Annotated in this window: 9 protein-coding genes and 4 pseudogenes; 5 read left to right on the top strand and 8 right to left on the bottom strand. The window is 69.3% G+C overall.

The window, feature by feature from the left end:
* Positions 1 to 722 precede the first annotated feature (722 nt).
* A complete protein-coding gene (locus tag OG624_RS40105) occupies positions 723 to 1,580 on the bottom strand; it encodes a class I SAM-dependent methyltransferase (RefSeq protein ID WP_371640650.1) in 858 nt (285 codons plus the stop codon).
* Between the two features lie 84 nt (positions 1,581 to 1,664).
* Here OG624_RS40105 and OG624_RS40100 point away from each other — a divergent pair, with 84 nt between their 5' ends.
* Positions 1,665 to 2,201 carry a helix-turn-helix domain-containing protein gene (locus tag OG624_RS40100; protein ID WP_371640921.1) on the top strand — a complete coding sequence of 179 codons (537 nt, stop codon included), beginning with the start codon at positions 1,665 to 1,667 and terminating at the stop codon, positions 2,199 to 2,201.
* A 763-nt stretch (positions 2,202 to 2,964) separates the two neighbouring features.
* Here the strand turns inward: OG624_RS40100 and OG624_RS40095 are convergent.
* Positions 2,965 to 3,434 (bottom strand): annotated as a pseudogene (locus tag OG624_RS40095) (hypothetical protein); the annotation flags it as partial.
* 105 nt (positions 3,435 to 3,539) lie between these two features.
* Here OG624_RS40095 and OG624_RS40090 point away from each other — a divergent pair.
* Entirely contained in the window at positions 3,540 to 4,439 is a 900-nt protein-coding gene (locus OG624_RS40090) for a hypothetical protein (protein ID WP_371594460.1), read from the top strand.
* Positions 4,440 to 4,641: 202 nt separating this feature from the next.
* Positions 4,642 to 5,355, top strand: coding sequence for a bleomycin resistance protein (locus tag OG624_RS40085; RefSeq protein WP_033225731.1), 714 nt, complete (start codon positions 4,642 to 4,644; stop codon positions 5,353 to 5,355).
* A gap of 180 nt (positions 5,356 to 5,535) precedes the next feature.
* On the opposite strand, the gene OG624_RS40080 is transcribed toward OG624_RS40085, so the two are convergent.
* The 3 genes from OG624_RS40080 to OG624_RS40070 form a co-directional block, all read right to left on the bottom strand.
* Complete coding sequence (locus tag OG624_RS40080) at positions 5,536 to 8,154, bottom strand: tetratricopeptide repeat protein (protein ID WP_371640649.1); 2,619 nt, start codon at positions 8,152 to 8,154, stop codon at positions 5,536 to 5,538.
* Between the two features lie 2 nt (positions 8,155 to 8,156).
* Positions 8,157 to 8,612 (bottom strand): hypothetical protein, encoded by a 456-nt coding sequence (locus tag OG624_RS40075; RefSeq protein WP_371640648.1) that lies wholly within the window; start codon positions 8,610 to 8,612, stop codon positions 8,157 to 8,159.
* A 275-nt stretch (positions 8,613 to 8,887) separates the two neighbouring features.
* On the bottom strand, positions 8,888 to 10,507 hold the full coding sequence (locus OG624_RS40070) for a sulfatase-like hydrolase/transferase (RefSeq protein WP_051762974.1): 1,620 nt from the start codon (positions 10,505 to 10,507) through the stop codon (positions 8,888 to 8,890).
* Positions 10,508 to 11,412: 905 nt separating this feature from the next.
* Here OG624_RS40070 and OG624_RS40065 point away from each other — a divergent pair.
* Positions 11,413 to 11,616, top strand: a pseudogene (locus tag OG624_RS40065) (transposase); the annotation flags it as partial.
* A gap of 145 nt (positions 11,617 to 11,761) precedes the next feature.
* Here OG624_RS40065 and OG624_RS40060 read toward each other — a convergent pair.
* Positions 11,762 to 12,955: a hypothetical protein gene (locus OG624_RS40060; protein ID WP_033216876.1), complete on the bottom strand. Its 1,194-nt coding sequence runs from the start codon at positions 12,953 to 12,955 to the stop codon at positions 11,762 to 11,764.
* A 77-nt stretch (positions 12,956 to 13,032) separates the two neighbouring features.
* Here OG624_RS40060 and OG624_RS40055 point away from each other — a divergent pair.
* A pseudogene (locus tag OG624_RS40055) lies at positions 13,033 to 13,188 on the top strand (transposase); the annotation flags it as partial.
* A gap of 22 nt (positions 13,189 to 13,210) precedes the next feature.
* Here OG624_RS40055 and OG624_RS40050 read toward each other — a convergent pair.
* Positions 13,211 to 13,468, bottom strand: coding sequence for a DUF6221 family protein (locus OG624_RS40050; RefSeq protein WP_033216875.1), 258 nt, complete (start codon positions 13,466 to 13,468; stop codon positions 13,211 to 13,213).
* Between the two features lie 33 nt (positions 13,469 to 13,501).
* Positions 13,502 to 14,363: pseudogene (locus OG624_RS40045) on the bottom strand (IS5 family transposase).
* Positions 14,364 to 14,498: the final 135 nt, after the last annotated feature.

Raw genomic sequence — 14,498 nt, 5'->3', positions numbered from 1 at the left:
CCTCCGGGGCGAAGTTGGGCTCGGCGAGAGTCTTGCCTGATCCGCCGCGCAGCACATCGCCCCATTGGGATGACACGCCCACCATCGCTGACGCGCCCCGCCCGCCCCGCCCGCCCCGCCGAGGCTCCTCGGGCAGCGGTCTGTCCTGGACCGCGTTCTTCAGCTGCTTCCTCGCGGCAAGGTTGTGACCACGGCGCTGATCGCATTGAGCGCCGTGGGTGTGGGGGCGTCGCTGCTGGTCCGCCTGCCGCGGAGCACCGTCGCCGCCGACAAGCTGGCCTTGGGGCTGCTCCTGGCGATAGCGCTATCCCGGGCCACCCGCATCGGCTATGCCATCTACCCCATCGTCCTGATCGCCTGCCCCCGCTTCACCGCCCGCCTGTCAGCCGGCCGCCGCACCAACGGCGGACCGTGGCAAGCCTCGTCCTCGGCACCACCACACCCCCGACCGAACCCGTCCACCGCACAAGGGACGGCCCCACGATCTGTCTCAGCGAAGTTTGACGCTCTGGCACCTCCGGTCAGGGCTCCGACCGGCATTCCAGTTCTTCGCCCGGCAGGATGAGGCTGTCGGCACTGCCCGCGCCCTCGACATGTCCATGTGTGTCCACCGTGATGACGGTCGCCCGACCGTTGGATGTGATCGGCCACGCGAGGGCCGCTCGGTCAGCGGGACGGGGGGGGTGGACGAGGGACACCTTGGCGTGGCCCGCCCTGTGGGTTCAGGGACGGCGGGCGATCCATGTGGTGCGGGTGGTGCGCAGGCTCAGGTCGTCACGCCGCGCGACGCTGTGTGGCTGCTCGTCGTCCAGCAGGACGTCCAGGGCTGCCAGGTCATCGGCGTCGAGGACCTCCGTGGCGTGGGAGCGCAGCTTGGCCAGAGAACCCTTGGCGTAGGCGTTCAGGGACGGGCCTGCCTGAGTGGCGTCGAGGCGGATGTCGAAGGGGCGCCGCTCCAGCAGGGTGAACCCGGCGTCGCGGAGGTGGTCGGTCCATTCGTGGGGCGGCTGGGTGTTCGTGGCGGCGTGCAGGCGGGTCTCCAGACCGGGTCGGCCGACGCCGGTGTCCTCGGGCAGGTACAGGGGGAAGAAGTCCATCTCGGTGACGGCGACGAGCCCGCCCGGGCGCAGCTGCTCGAAGGCCCGGGCGAAGGTGCGGGCGGGGTCGGCCACGTGGTGCATGAAGGCGGCGGCCCAGACCAGGTCGTACGGGCCGCCCTCACTGAACTCGGCCCAGGACTCGTCGATGTTCGCCTCGACCGCGGTGATCCGGTCGGCGACCCCGTGCGTAGAGGCCTGCTTGCTCAGGCGGTGCAGCATCTGCGCGGAGACGTCCACCGCCGTCACGTGCGCCGCGGGGAACCGGCGAGCCAGCGCGAAGCTTCCGGTGCCGGGACCGCTTCCCAGATCCAGGATCCGGTCCGGAGAGGGGTCGGCGAATTCGGCTAGCAGGCCGGTCAGTTGCGAGAAGTAGGAAGCCAGGACTTCGCCGTCCAGCTCCAGCAGCTTCGCCAACGCGACACCGGAATGCGCTGCCGGATCGTGCCCGTTGTGGCCGTGAGTGTCTTGGTGTGTGTTCATGTTGCGACGGTAGATCGGCCCTTGCTGTCATGGCATATGGTCTTGCCGGTGGAGCAAGAATCGACGTTGGACGCCACCGTCAGGATGCGAATCAGGTCCCTGCGCAAGGCGCGGGGCTGGTCACTGGACAGCCTTGCTGAGCGGGCGGGCATCAGCCCCTCCCAGCTCAGCCGCATCGAGACCGGTCACCGGCGCCTCAGTCTCGATCAGCTCACCGCCATCGCCGAGTCGCTGGGCAAGTCCCTCGACGAACTCGTCGAATCCCCCGACGACTCCGATGTCGTCATCCGGCCCGAGCGTGACGAGCGCCGCGGCCTGACGACCTGGCTGCTCAGCAAGGACGACGGGCCCCACGGCCTGACCGTGGGCAAGATGCGCATCACCAACCAGGCCGGCGATGTCAGTCGCGACGACCTGGGCGTCCACCCCGGTCGCGACTGGTTCACCGTGCTGTCCGGCACGGTAATCCTCTACCTCGGCGAACGCGTCATCCGCGTCGAGGCCGGACAAGCCGCGTCCTTCTCCACCATGACCCCCCACGCCCTGCGCAGCGACCGCGGCCCCGCCGAGATCCTGATCATCCTCGACCACAAGGGGGAACGCAGCCACCTCGGCACCTGAACCATCGACAGGCATCGGCAACGCCCGAGGTCACCCCGAGGTCAGTACAGCGATTTCGCCCCGTGTGACTGAGCGCCCAGCCCTCGCGTTCGCAGCCCCTGGCTGCTCAAAACGGCTGCACAGCAGGACAAGTCCAGTGCTCATCGAACAGACGCGGTACTCAGTCACGTCCGCTCGGTCTGACCAGCCTGGGAGATCCGCGGGACAAGCATCGACGGGGGCACGTAGGACCAACCTGCCCCCGCCGGCTCCGCTTTCCGGTGGACATAGCTCCACTCCGCGGTCACGAATCTCCTTCGTGGCCCATACCTTGTCCGCGGGGAACCGCGCCTTCGCGGCTTGATTCTGTACGTCGAAGAGGGGCCGGACTCCCTTCCAGCCTTCCAGCCTTCCAGCCTTCCAGCCTTCCAGCCTTCCAGCGGTTCGAACGTGCAGGTGATCCAAGCTTGTTCCTGGCGACCAGTGCCCGACGATCGCCCCTTCGACGACACGCCGCTCAGCCAACACTTCCCTGCCTGAAGAACAATCTCAGCCACATCTATCCCGTACAGGTTCCGAACCTACGAGGGGACGGAGAGGTTTTTTCCAGGCATGGACGGGGTCCGGTTCGAGCTTGAAGCGGTGAGGGCCCCGCCCGCCCCGCGCGTCAGCCGTCCGACTCGGTGTCGTTGGTGGTGATGTCGGCTGCCGTCCGGCGCCTGGGGTGGGTTGTGACCTCATCGAACTGAAACTGGATGAGGCTCGTGCCCCCGTGGACGACGGCTCATGTGCCGCGTGCGGTGCGCGAGTGGGGCGGCCGGTTTGACGAGGCGTCATGGGGATCGGCCCGCTCCGGACCGCCCGCTCGCCGGTACCGATCGAGGGCACGCTCGCCACGCGGGCCGGCACGTTGCGCGTCACCGATACGGGGTGTGTAGCGGCCTTGCCCGCCCGGTTCCGCCGCCGCGGCCAGGAGAGCGGAGTCGTTCACCGCGTCAACCACATGCGTGTCCAGGCGCTGCCCGCCCGCGTGGTCGGCGACCGTCGCGACGCGCTTCGGGTCGCCCGCGATCGCCACGAGGTCGTCCAGGTACGCCCCGCGAGGGAGCCGAGCGCGTCGAGCCCGCGCATCGCGGTCACGGAGGCGAGACCGGCGCCCGCGGCCTGCTCGTCGTTCCACCTGGCGGGGGTGTGCGCCCCGGTGGCCGGCAAGAGAAGCAGCAACACCCCCAGCCCAGGCACGAAAGGCACTCCGTCGGATGAGGTCTTGGAGGCGGCCGAGGATCAGATCTGTCGGCACTTCGACGCGAGCCGCCGATATCCTCCCGGGAACGTGATCGGCAGAGAGAGGCGGTGAGGATGACCGAGGATGTTCCGACAACTGCCCAGCTGCAGGACATACTGAGCCGGGCCACACGCGTGGTGATAGTCGAGGGGTCACCCGACGAGGTTGACTCCATCGACGTGGCACAGCTCGTGGTGACGGGTGACGAGATCGCCGACCTGGCACGCCACTTGGCCATCGTGGACGGTGGGACCGGCGACAGATGCCGCTGCAACGGCTGGCCCACGATCATGGTTCACGGACCGGACGGTGAAACGGCCCGCTGGACCCTGCACCATCAGATCGGACTGCGAGGAATCGGCAACTGCGATGCCGACTTGCGTGACGGACCCGCCCTTACCGAATGGCTGGCCCGGCGTGGCCTGACCGGATCACGAGAGGTCCAGGAGGGGCTGGCTGAGGAAGAGGCCGAGGCCGAGCAGCGTCGGATGCGCTGGATCCAGGCCGCACCGGCCGGGCTGGCCGACGCAGCCGCGGATGTATCGCGACCACCGGGTCGTGACGACGAAGTCTGGTCGCGGCAGCTGGACGACGCCGAGGACCGACTCACCGCTCTCATCCAGCAACACCACCCCGATGCGATCGAGCGGATCCGCGCTCTGCTGGCATGGGCAGGAATCGGCGCCAGGGAGCTCAGCGGTGGCTCGACGTGGTACGACATTGCCACACTGCGCCAACTCCACAACGAATCACCCGACCTCATCCTCGACGCGCTGGCTGCGCCCTCCCCGAAGCCGGCCCAACTTGACGGCGCGTCCGAGCTGTTCTGCACTCTCGAATGGACCGATGCACACGGCCGACAGCTACCTGAGCCGCAGAGGTCGATGCTGATCGGACATATTCAGACTGACGGCACCGACGCCATGCGACGCCGGCTGAGTTGGGGCTGTTACGGCGCCGAGCGAACCGTCTGACAGCACCCCACGCGACGGTAGCGACAGGCATGCACCAGCCTGGCTGGCAGGCCTCAGCAGCAAATGTCCCGGACATCGTCAGCGTCACGCCCGTCCACGTCTGCCGGCCTCCGCCACGGGCCGCCGGCTCTCACCGGCCTTCGGCGCCTGAGCGGTCGGATCTCCACTCCCCACTCTAGTCAAAATTGACTAGAGTGGCGGCATGACCGCCAAGACGATTCCGATCCTGCCGTGCCTCACCCTCCAGCCCGTCCTCGACTTCTACATCGCGCTCGGCTTCGAAGTGACCTTTCAGCAACGGAGCCCCAATCCCTACGCGGTCGTGGAGCGAGGAGGTATCGAGCTCCATTTCTTCGGCCTGAAGCAGTACGAGCCGACCCGGTCGATCAGCACGTGCTACGTGGTGACCGACGACGTCGAGGGCCTGCACGATGCCTTCCGGACCGGCCTCAAGGCGGCGTACGGGAGGGTCCCGACCCGTGGGCTGCCACGCATCGGGCCACTGAAGGACATGTCGTACGGCGTGCGCCAGTTCCTCATGACCGATCCGGGAGGCAACTGCATCCGTGTCGGGCAACCGACGAGCAGGGACCAACACCACCGACCCGCCCCGGACGAGACCTTCGCCCGTGCTCTCCACATGGCGTCCCTCTTCGCGGACTCGAAGGATGACCCGAGCGGCGCCGCAAGGATCATCGATCGCGCCCTTCGCATGAAGGATGAACGACCCACCCCGGTGCAACTGTTCCGCCTCCTGGTCCTGCGAGCGGATACCGCCGGCCGCCTCGGCGACAGGGAGACCATGACGACCGCCCTCGATGAGGCCGCTGCAGTTCACCTCACCGCCGACGAACAGGAGTCGGTCCACGACGACATCGCACGCCTCAAGGATCTCCGAAACCAGCGGCCGCAATAGGTCCGTTCGACGGCTGCCGGAGCGCCACGCGGCGAGCTTCCGCTCGTTGCCGACTCCCCCGCTGCGACCCTGCACCGCGCGTACGAGGTGCACGAAAGCAGCCGAACGGTCGGGGAGCCTGCGGGCTTCGGCCCGGCTGGAGATGGAGTGGCTCGCCGCGTGGCTGGTCAGGCTGATTCGTCATTCCTCTCCCCAGGGGGCCAGCCATCGGGCGTCCTCGTCACGGCCGAGGTGTTCCAGCAGGAGGGCGAGCCGGGTGAAGGTCCTGGGCGGAGGGCCTCCTCCCAGGAAGCGCAGACTGCTGCGGATCCGGCTCGCCAGCTCGCTCTCCTCGCTCCGGCCGAGGCGATGGAGCAGTACCGCGGCGGTCTTGCAGCTCTCGTCGAGCATGCCGAGCGTTCCACCGTGGCGCCACGAGAACCGCCTCTCGCGGGTGGCCATCCGGCCCAGAACGGCCAGGGATTCGGCGATCGCGGCGAGGGCCACGTCGACGTGGTCCGGTGTGGATCCGCAGATGTCGGCGTAGACGGTGAGCCAGTTGGCGAGGCCTCCCTCGAAGCGGTAGTCGTTGGAGGCGGCCAGCCGACGCCACAGCTCGGTCACCTCATGGCCTTGCTCCTGTGCCTCTTCTTCGCGGTGCAGCCAATTCAGGAAGAGGAAGACGTTGCACAGGGATTCCGCGAGGCGTCCTCCATGCGTCTGCAGGTCGGTTTCCGCCAGGGTTCGACGGATCTCGACCGCTCGGTGAGCCGCTTCCAGTGCCTCGTCCGGCCGACGCGCCCGCCACAGGCACACAGCCAGGTTGTTCCAGCAGTCGCCGAGCAGACGCTCGTGACGCCCTGGGCTGCGCGCCACCAATTCCTGAGCCAGTCCGAGCACTTCACGCTGCACGTCGAGGGCTTCCTGCACCCGCCCCTCACCGAAGTGGGTGTGTGCGAGGTCCACCAGCGCCCGCGCGAGACCGAAAGCCGCGTCCGGGCCGCACGCGCGGTACAGCTCGACCGATCGGTCTATCTGGTCCCGGGCGGAATCCGCCTGACCGTTCTGGTAAGAGACGGTCGATCGGAGGTGGAGTGCCAGGGCGTAGGCGCCGGTGAGATCTGCCCGGTCGCCCCGGTTCGCGCCCGCGTTCTCCAGCTCCTCCATGGCGATGCGGGACTCTTCGGTCGCCATGACGTCCTGCCCCGCGTCGATCAGGTACTCCACGAGCTCGGCCCTGGCGGCCGCGCGGACGGAGATGTCGGTGCTCTCCCTGATCAGCTGCAGGGTGAGGCGCCGCACCATCGCGGCAGCGCCCTCCGCCAGGTCACCGTCGTGGCCGGGCGCCGGCAAGGTGGCGACCACCGCCGCGAGGGTATCCGTGCGTAACCGGTCGACGTGGGCGAGGGCCATGAGTGCGTCGTTTCCCGCGGTCCGGGCCAGTTGTGGTGAGGTCGTGAGGATCTGGTCCAGGATGACACCGACATGCGGCCAGCGGCCCGGGGCGGCGGACGCGGTGAGGACCGTCATCGAGCGGGCGATCCGGGAAGCGGGCGGGGCGGGCCGGCCTTCGGCGGCCCCGGTCAGGACCCTGACCAGCCGCGGTGCCCAGTTCGCGGGCGGGTGCGCGGACAGGGCGTGCCCGGGGATGGTGAGGGCCAGGAAGTCCTCGGCGAGCCGGTCCGGGTAGAGGGGTTCGAGGGCTGAGTCCGCGAACACCGGGGGGTAGCAGACGGCGTGGTCCTTCAGGATCCGCTCGGTCGGGGTGTCCAGTTCGAGACCTGCCACGGTGTCCCACGCCTCGGCGTACGGTGTCGCACCGTGCAACGCGGCCGTGAACACGGCGCAGGCCATGGTGCTGGGCGGGGTCTGGAAGTCGAATTGCTCCTGCCGTGCCTCGTAGAGGCGTGTCCAGTGGGCGAGTTCGCGGTCCAGCAGGTAGGCGGAGAGGTTCGCCGTGGGACTCTCGACGCCGCGTGCGTGGGAGTCGATGCTGACCAGGGCTGCCATGTGCAGCATCAGGATGAGCCCGAACTCGGGCCTGTCCAGTCCGTGCGGGGGGCCGGTGGGGTTCTGTTCGGGCAGGTTGCACAGGCCCGCGAAGCGTCGCCAAGCCGCGTCGAACATGGCGCGACGGTCGTCGGCCGAGCCGATACGGCCCGGCAGCGGTCCGAGCGGGAGGTCGGCAGCCTGACCGTTCAGGTCCTCCAGCAGGGTTCTGATGGCGGGCCAGGAATGCGCCGAGCGCGCGATGAAGAGCACGCGCGCGGGACGGTCGCGGCGCAGGACGGCGTTGCTCAGGAGCAGGGTCAGATGGGAGAGCGGCCAGCGGTCGGCGTAGTCGACGATGACGAGCAGCCCTACCGCCTCCGGCATCCGCAGGTCAGTGCTGCCCGGGACCGGCAGGACGGAGCCGGGGCCGTGGACCGCGTCCACCACCTGCCACCCGGCAGCCGTGGAAAGTCGGGCGAACTCGTCGGCGAGGCGGGTCTTGCCCTGTCCTCCAGGGCCGTGCAGCCACATGGCCGACGGTCCCTGCAGTCGGTCGTCCCGCCACCGGCCCAGCCGTTCCAGGTCCTGCCGGCGGCCGGTGAAGTCGACCAGTGCGTAGCGCGCGTTCAGCACTTTGCTGGGCTGCGCGGGCAGTCCGGTTTCCTCCTCCCTGCTGAGGACGAGTTCGCGTGGTCCCTGATGGCCCGTGAGGAGGTAGACCGGTCCGCGGTCCGGATGGACATGCAGATCGGCCCCGATCACGCCGTAGCCGTAGCCGTTTTCGACGCGGACTTCCTGGGATGCGGTCCAGGACGGAGAGTCGGCCATGGTCAGTGGGCGGGCTCGGGGCCGACCCCTTCGGAGTCCTTCGCCTCGTGATAGATCAGGTTGCCGCCCTGTACGCCGAAGGCACGCCCTCGGTCACGAGCGATGTTGATCTGCTGGTAGACGTGTCCTCGTTCCTCTTCCGCAAGGGACGGCGTGAGCACGTCGTCCAGGACACGCTGGAGATCATCGGCGAGATCGGGGTTCTGCCGGAGGAGCCGCGCCAGCTGTTGCTGCCAGTCGGCGGTGAGCGCGTCCCGGGTCGCCGTGTCGTTGTGCTCGCGCGTCGCCAGTACCTCCAGCCGCAGTTCATCCAGGTCTTGTTCGACCACCGCGACGCGGTCCGGTCGGAATCTGCCCCAGATACCTGCGATCGCGGCCTTGGCCTGCGTCCACGTGTCCGTGGCCATGGCCCCCACCAGCGCAGATCCGGCTGCAGCCGCCAGCGTGACTGGATCCATGAATTCGGCTCCCCCCTTGAGCGGGTCAGACGTCGCGCGGGCAAGTCCGCCGCACCGGCCGCAGCACGGCCGGCCGTGCGTACGTGCGTACGTGCGGAGACTTGTCGTAGCCCTACGAGTCTAGGGAATACGTGGCCGCGGCACGCTCCCTTGCCGACTTTGCCCGCTTGCTCGCGCCCGACATCCCCGCGGGCCTGCCGGCGCCGGCACGTTCATCCGTACCTGCCTGAGCACTCTGAGACGTACGCGGACAGGTCGCCGTTCCTGGACGGGGGTCAGCGTCCTTGTGCGGTGAGCGTCTCGGGTCGGTGGTCGTCGCCGTGCCAGGTCGGCCAGCCGAGCAGTTGGGGCCGTTCGGTGACCCAGGCGCGGGCGTCGGGGCCGATCTCGGCATCGATGAGATCCTCCAACCGGGCGCGGTAGCGCTCGACGAGGTCGTGGTGGGCGGGGTCGGTGGCCAGGTTGTGCAGCTCGGCCGGGTCCTGCTCGCGGTCGTAGAGGACGACGTCGTTGTCGGCCAGCAGTGCGTCGGTGTCGGTGGGGCGGTTGGGGTTCAGCGGGGAGAAGTAGCGGCCGAAGGTGTAGCGCTCGTCGGAGTAGGCGCGCAGGAAGCCGCGCTTGTTCCAGTCGGGGCGCAGGTCCCCCGATGCGACACGCTTGGGCGCTTCCGGGTCGGCGAACTCGAACCAGAACGAGGCGTCGAGCGTTGTGATCGATTCCACCGCGTTCAGGATCCCTTGCCGTACCGGGCGGCCGTGGAGCACGGGCATCAGCGAGTGGCCCTTGAGCGCGGGGTGACGGGTGGCGGTCTCCGTCGCGTCGACGCCGGCGATTTCCAGCAGGGTGGGCGCGATGTCGACGGAGGAGGCGAGGGCCTGGGTGCGTCCGCCGCCGGGCACGTCGGGGTGGGCGATCATGAAGGGGACGTGGAAGTTCTCGTCGTAGACGAGGTTCCCCTTCTGGCGCAGCCCGTGGGAGCCGGCCATCTCGCCGTGGTCGGAGGTGAAGACGACGACGGTACGGTCGGCCTGGCCGGAGGCCTCCAGGGCGTCGAGGACGAGCTCGACGCTGCGGTCCACGTCGCGGATGGCGTTGAGGTAGAAGTTCAGGCCGTCGTACCAGTGCTCGTCGTCGGCGACCGGTCCGAAGACGGTGTCCAGCATCCGCGCGTACTCGGCGACCGCGGGGGCCGCGCCGGAAAGGTCGTCGTGAAGGCCGGCGGGGAGGTCGAAGTCCCAGCGGCGCTGGTAGACGGGGATGTTCGCGGCCGCGCGGGTGACGACGGCGTGGGCGAGGCCGAAGGGCAGCTGAACCTGGGGGCGGCCGCCGTAGTCGAAGCTCATGATGTCGTGGGGGTTGACGAAGTTGACAGCCATGAACCAGGGCCGGTCCTCGCGGACGACCGGTGCGCGGTTGCGCAGCCAGCGCACGGCCTGGCCGGCGATGACGGGGTCGAGCTTGAGGCCGGCCCAGGCGCCACCGTCGATGTCGCCCCAGTCGTTGAACTCGCTGAAGCCGTAGGGTTCCAGGGCGTCGGTGGTCGGGCCGGGGTTCTCGGGCGTCACATAGCAGTTCGAGAGGTGCCACTTGCCCTGGTAGGCGGTGTAGTAGCCCGCCGCGCGGAGCATCGTGCCAAGGGTGCCCAGTGCGGGGTCGAGGGGGCGGATGTAGGGCATGTTGTCGTTGTCGTAGATCTCGGTGAGCGGCAGGTGCCGGCCCGTGTAGATCACCGACCGGGCGGAGCTGCACTGCGCCGAGGCGGTGTAGTAGCGCTCGAAGGTGGTGCCGCGGGCCGCGATCCGTTCCCGGGCCGGTAGGGAGTACCCCTCGGGGCGGGGCAGGGAAGCGCGCTCCTCGTCGGTGACGATCAGCAGGATGTTGGGGCGACCGGTCATGTCGTGCCCTTCGCTCGCCACGCGTCGACGGGAAGGTCGAACGGTGGTCGACCGCCTCACGCGCACTGGTACGGACGTCGTCGAATCTAGGGCGGGAGGTCGGTCGGGACCGTTCGGGACGCGGCCGACCACGGCCGGACGGGTGATGCGCATCGCCCGCGGGGGCCGAACAGGATCCCGCTCATGAAGCGGAGGTGCCGCTCGCGCAGTGGTGGGTGACCCGGTCCGGGCGCTCGGCCACAGGATCGAGTGCTGGTGGACGGGTCCGTCGTGCGGCATCGTCGCCGCCCACCCCCGACGCCGCCGAGGTCGTAGGCCGGCGGGGTGTACGCGGCCGGCGCCGACAGGGACGGCGGCGCGTGCTCCCGGTGGGCGGAAACGATCAGGACGGCCCGGGGTACGGGCAGGCTCTGGGCGTACCCCGGGAGCCGGCGCATCCAGGGGGCCGTCGTCGAGCAGTGGCGGGGCGTCGTGGCTGACGTACAGGGCGGGCAGGGAGCCGTCGGCCGGGTCCCGTCGCACTGGGCGCGGGCTCGGTGCAGGGTGACGGGCGAAAGGCCGCCGAGGCGCTGACGCGGCCTGACGGGAAGCTCCAGGTGGGCGAACCGCCGTCCAGGCGGGGCGGGGTGGGCGGTCCACGCACATCGTCATGACCAGGAAGACGGCCGACTGCGCGGCGACGGACGCGCTCAGGAAGGCCGCGTCGGCCCAGCGTGTGATGCAGGGCAGCACGAGCAGGGCGATGACGCGAATCCGCGTCACGCGATGAGGCCTTCCGTGGAGGCCATGACGAGCAGCCACTCCGACAGGGACGCCGCCCACGAGGTTCGGCGCGTGGCGAACGCCTCCGTGATCCAGTCCTCCATCGCCGGAACCGGTGGCTCGCCGGTACGAGCACATAGGCCGTGGATGTCTCGCGTCCGTGTTGCTTCGCGTCGTCATGGCAGTGGACAGAGCCCTTGTTGCCGCAGGTGGATGGGCGTGGTCGGCCGTGGCGTGATCACCGGCAGGTGGTCAATGGCGTGCTGCGGCGGTTGCGGACCGGGGCTCCGTGGCGTGACCTGCCCGAGCGGTATGGGCCGTGGCAGACCGTCTGGTCGCACGCCGCCGCGGACGACCACGGAGTCGTCGAAATCCGGGATGAAGAGCGACATGGCGGCTCTTGGTGCTCCTGGTGTTCCTGGTGCGCGGATGGCGGAACACCCCGGTCGATACCGCCCAGGGCGCGCCGCGCACGCCCCGGACGGCCGTGTGTCAGCTCGGGCGCTCGTAGTTGGTCAGGACGCAGCCCTCGACCTGGGCCTTCTCCAGCCGGTAGCCGGCCGGCGCGGTGAAGCCGGTCTCGCAGTTCAGGTACAGGAACTGGAGCTGGTACAGCCCGCGGCGAACGTTCGCGTTGTTGGTCTCCACGGCGATGTTCGTGCCGACCAGCAGCTTGCTCGCAGTGGCCTTGAGGCGCCCGTCGTCCTTCAGGTCGGCCAGCTGCGCCGCCTTGGCCTTGGTCTGGAGGGTCTTCATGTCGGAGACGGTGTCCAGCCAGTTCAGGTTGTGCGCGCGCCGCTCCCCGCCGAGCTGGCCGCAGACCGCTCGCTGTGTGACGCCCCAGGCGCTCGGGGGGCCGTCGACGACCGGCATGTAGTCGATCGACTGTATGTGCTCGTCGGTGACCGTCATGCTCGTGCAGTCGACCGTGTGCGGGCTGACGAGCTGCTTCAGCTCGGCGATGCTGCCTGCGCTCGGCAGGCCCAGGCTGCCGGTGGACGGCTGGCCCGGCTTCGCGGCTCCCTCGGTGGAGGGGTCGCGGACCGCCCCGCGGTGGGGGCTGCCCTGGCCGTCGGGGCTGTTGACGTAGTCGGTGAGGAAGCAGCCCTCGACCAGGGCCTTCTCCTTCTTGAACCCCTCCGGGACGAAGACGTCGGGGTTGCAGGTCAGGATGCGCAGGTCGGAGTTGGGCGGGTCGACCAGGGACACGGCGGTGGCGGTCCCCAGCGCGGTCAGGGCGAAGGTCTTGCCCACGACCGTGCGGCTGGCGAGGTCGGTGTCGCCCCTGCCCTCGGCGAGCAGCTTCGCGGCGTGGTCCTTGGCGGCCTGCTGGAAGGCCTTCATGTCCGGGGTCAGGAAGAGGACGATCTCGCCCCGCGCCTTCTTGTCCGTGCAGACGCCGCGCTCCGTGATGCCCCAGTCCCCGGCGCCGATGAACCCGCTCAGCGGCACCCGGCTGTCGTTCGGGTCGGTGCTGAGGTTCTCGCAGGACGTGTACTGCTGTACGTGGGCCTGCGCCCCGGCCAGCGTGGCGGGCTCGGCGCCGGCGGCCGTGGGGGAGGCGGGGGCGGCGCCCCGAGCGCTCGCGGAGGGCGGGCCCGGCTGGGGGGAGTCCTCGCAGGCGGTGGCGAAGGTGGTGAGCGCGGCGAGGGCCGCGGTCGCGGCGGATATCCGCTGGAGGCGCATGGGTGTCTTCCGTCGACTGGACACGGCACGGGGGATGGCGTGCCCATGCTAATGCCACCTGTCTGGAAATTGATCTTGTGGCAGGTCGAGGTGAGTGGACGGAGGCGGCGTGGGAGTGGACAGAGCCTTTGGTGCCGCAGGTGGATGGGCGTGGTCGGCCGTGGCGTGATCACCGGCAGGTGGTCAATGGTGTGCTGCGGCGGTTGCGGACCGGGAGTCCGTGCAACAACCTTTAGGACCTGTCTCCTTGAAGGGCTACGGGCGCCATTCTTGGCGGTAGGCGGGGTGCTCGGCGTAGGACTGGGCAAGGACCCGAATGGCGTATGCCAGGCCTGCCGAGCGGGAGTTCGTGGGGTCCATGGCCTTGTAGTCGTGCGCCAGCTGCTCGGTCAGATCGAGCATGGGGAGATGGCTGTCGAGAAGGGCGTCTCCGCCCATCGTTTCGGCCACGTAGGCATAGGCGTGATTGTCGTCCATGATGCGTGCGACGAGGAACTTCAGAAGATCGTCCATGGGGTCATCTTCGCGGGCAAGGTGCTTCGCCTGTCACCCGCCTGTCCAGATGAGAATGGCGGCGAGGTGCAGTGCGGCCTGGTAGGCGTTCGCCGGCTTGTCGCATCTCATGGCCAGGCCGCGCCACGGCTTGAGGCGGTTGAGGCATCGCTCGACGGTGTTCCGCTGTTTGTAGGTCTCGCGGTCGAAGCCGGGCGGACGGCCTCCGTGACGGCTTCGCCGGATCCGGTGGCCGATGTGGTCGGAAGGCTGCGGGATGATCGCGCGGATTCCCCGGCGCGGCAGATGGGCCCGGATGGCACGGGGCGAGTACGCGCGGTCGGCGAGGACGGCTTCGGGCCTGGTCCGGGGGCCTGCCCGGCCCGTGGCGAGGGACGCGGATGCGGGACATGACCGCCTCGAAGGCCGGAGCGACACCGGCCTGGCCGGCGGTGATGGTGAAAGCCAGAGGTCGCGCGCGGTCGTCCACAGCCAAGTGGACCTTCGTGCTCAGGCCACCGCGCGATCGTCCGATGGCGTGATCGGCGGGTTCGCGGCGCCCTGCCGCCCCTTTTTGAGTGCTCCGGCGGCGTGCTGGCGGACCCGGACGACGGTGGAGTCGACCGACACGGTCCAGTCGATGTCGTCGTCTGCATCCGCGGCGGCCAGGACAGAGGCCAAGATCCGTTCCCAGGTTCCGTCGACGGCCCATCTGATCAGCCGTTTGTGAGCGGTCTGGAACGGACCGAGTTCGTCGGGCATGTCCCGCCAGGGCGAGTTCGTGCGGTACTTTCCACGCGATGGCCTCAAGGATGCGGCGGTGATCGGCCCACCGGCGTCCACGGACCGGATCTGCCGGCATGAGCGGCGCGATCCGGTCCCACATCGCATCGGTGATCACTACTCGGACGGACACATCCGATCAACTGACCAACCCATCGAAGAGACACGCGCTCGGGGTGACACGTTCCTGCCGGTCGCGGCGAGAAGCCGGCGAGCACCGGCGGTCGGCCGGACGACGCGCCTTCGCGGTCGGTCCGCCGCGGGACGC

It is taken from the genome of Streptomyces virginiae (assembly GCF_041432505.1).
In the GTDB taxonomy this organism is placed as follows: Bacteria; Actinomycetota; Actinomycetes; order Streptomycetales; family Streptomycetaceae; genus Streptomyces; species Streptomyces virginiae_A.
This window is presented reverse-complemented; position numbering and strand designations above follow the sequence as displayed.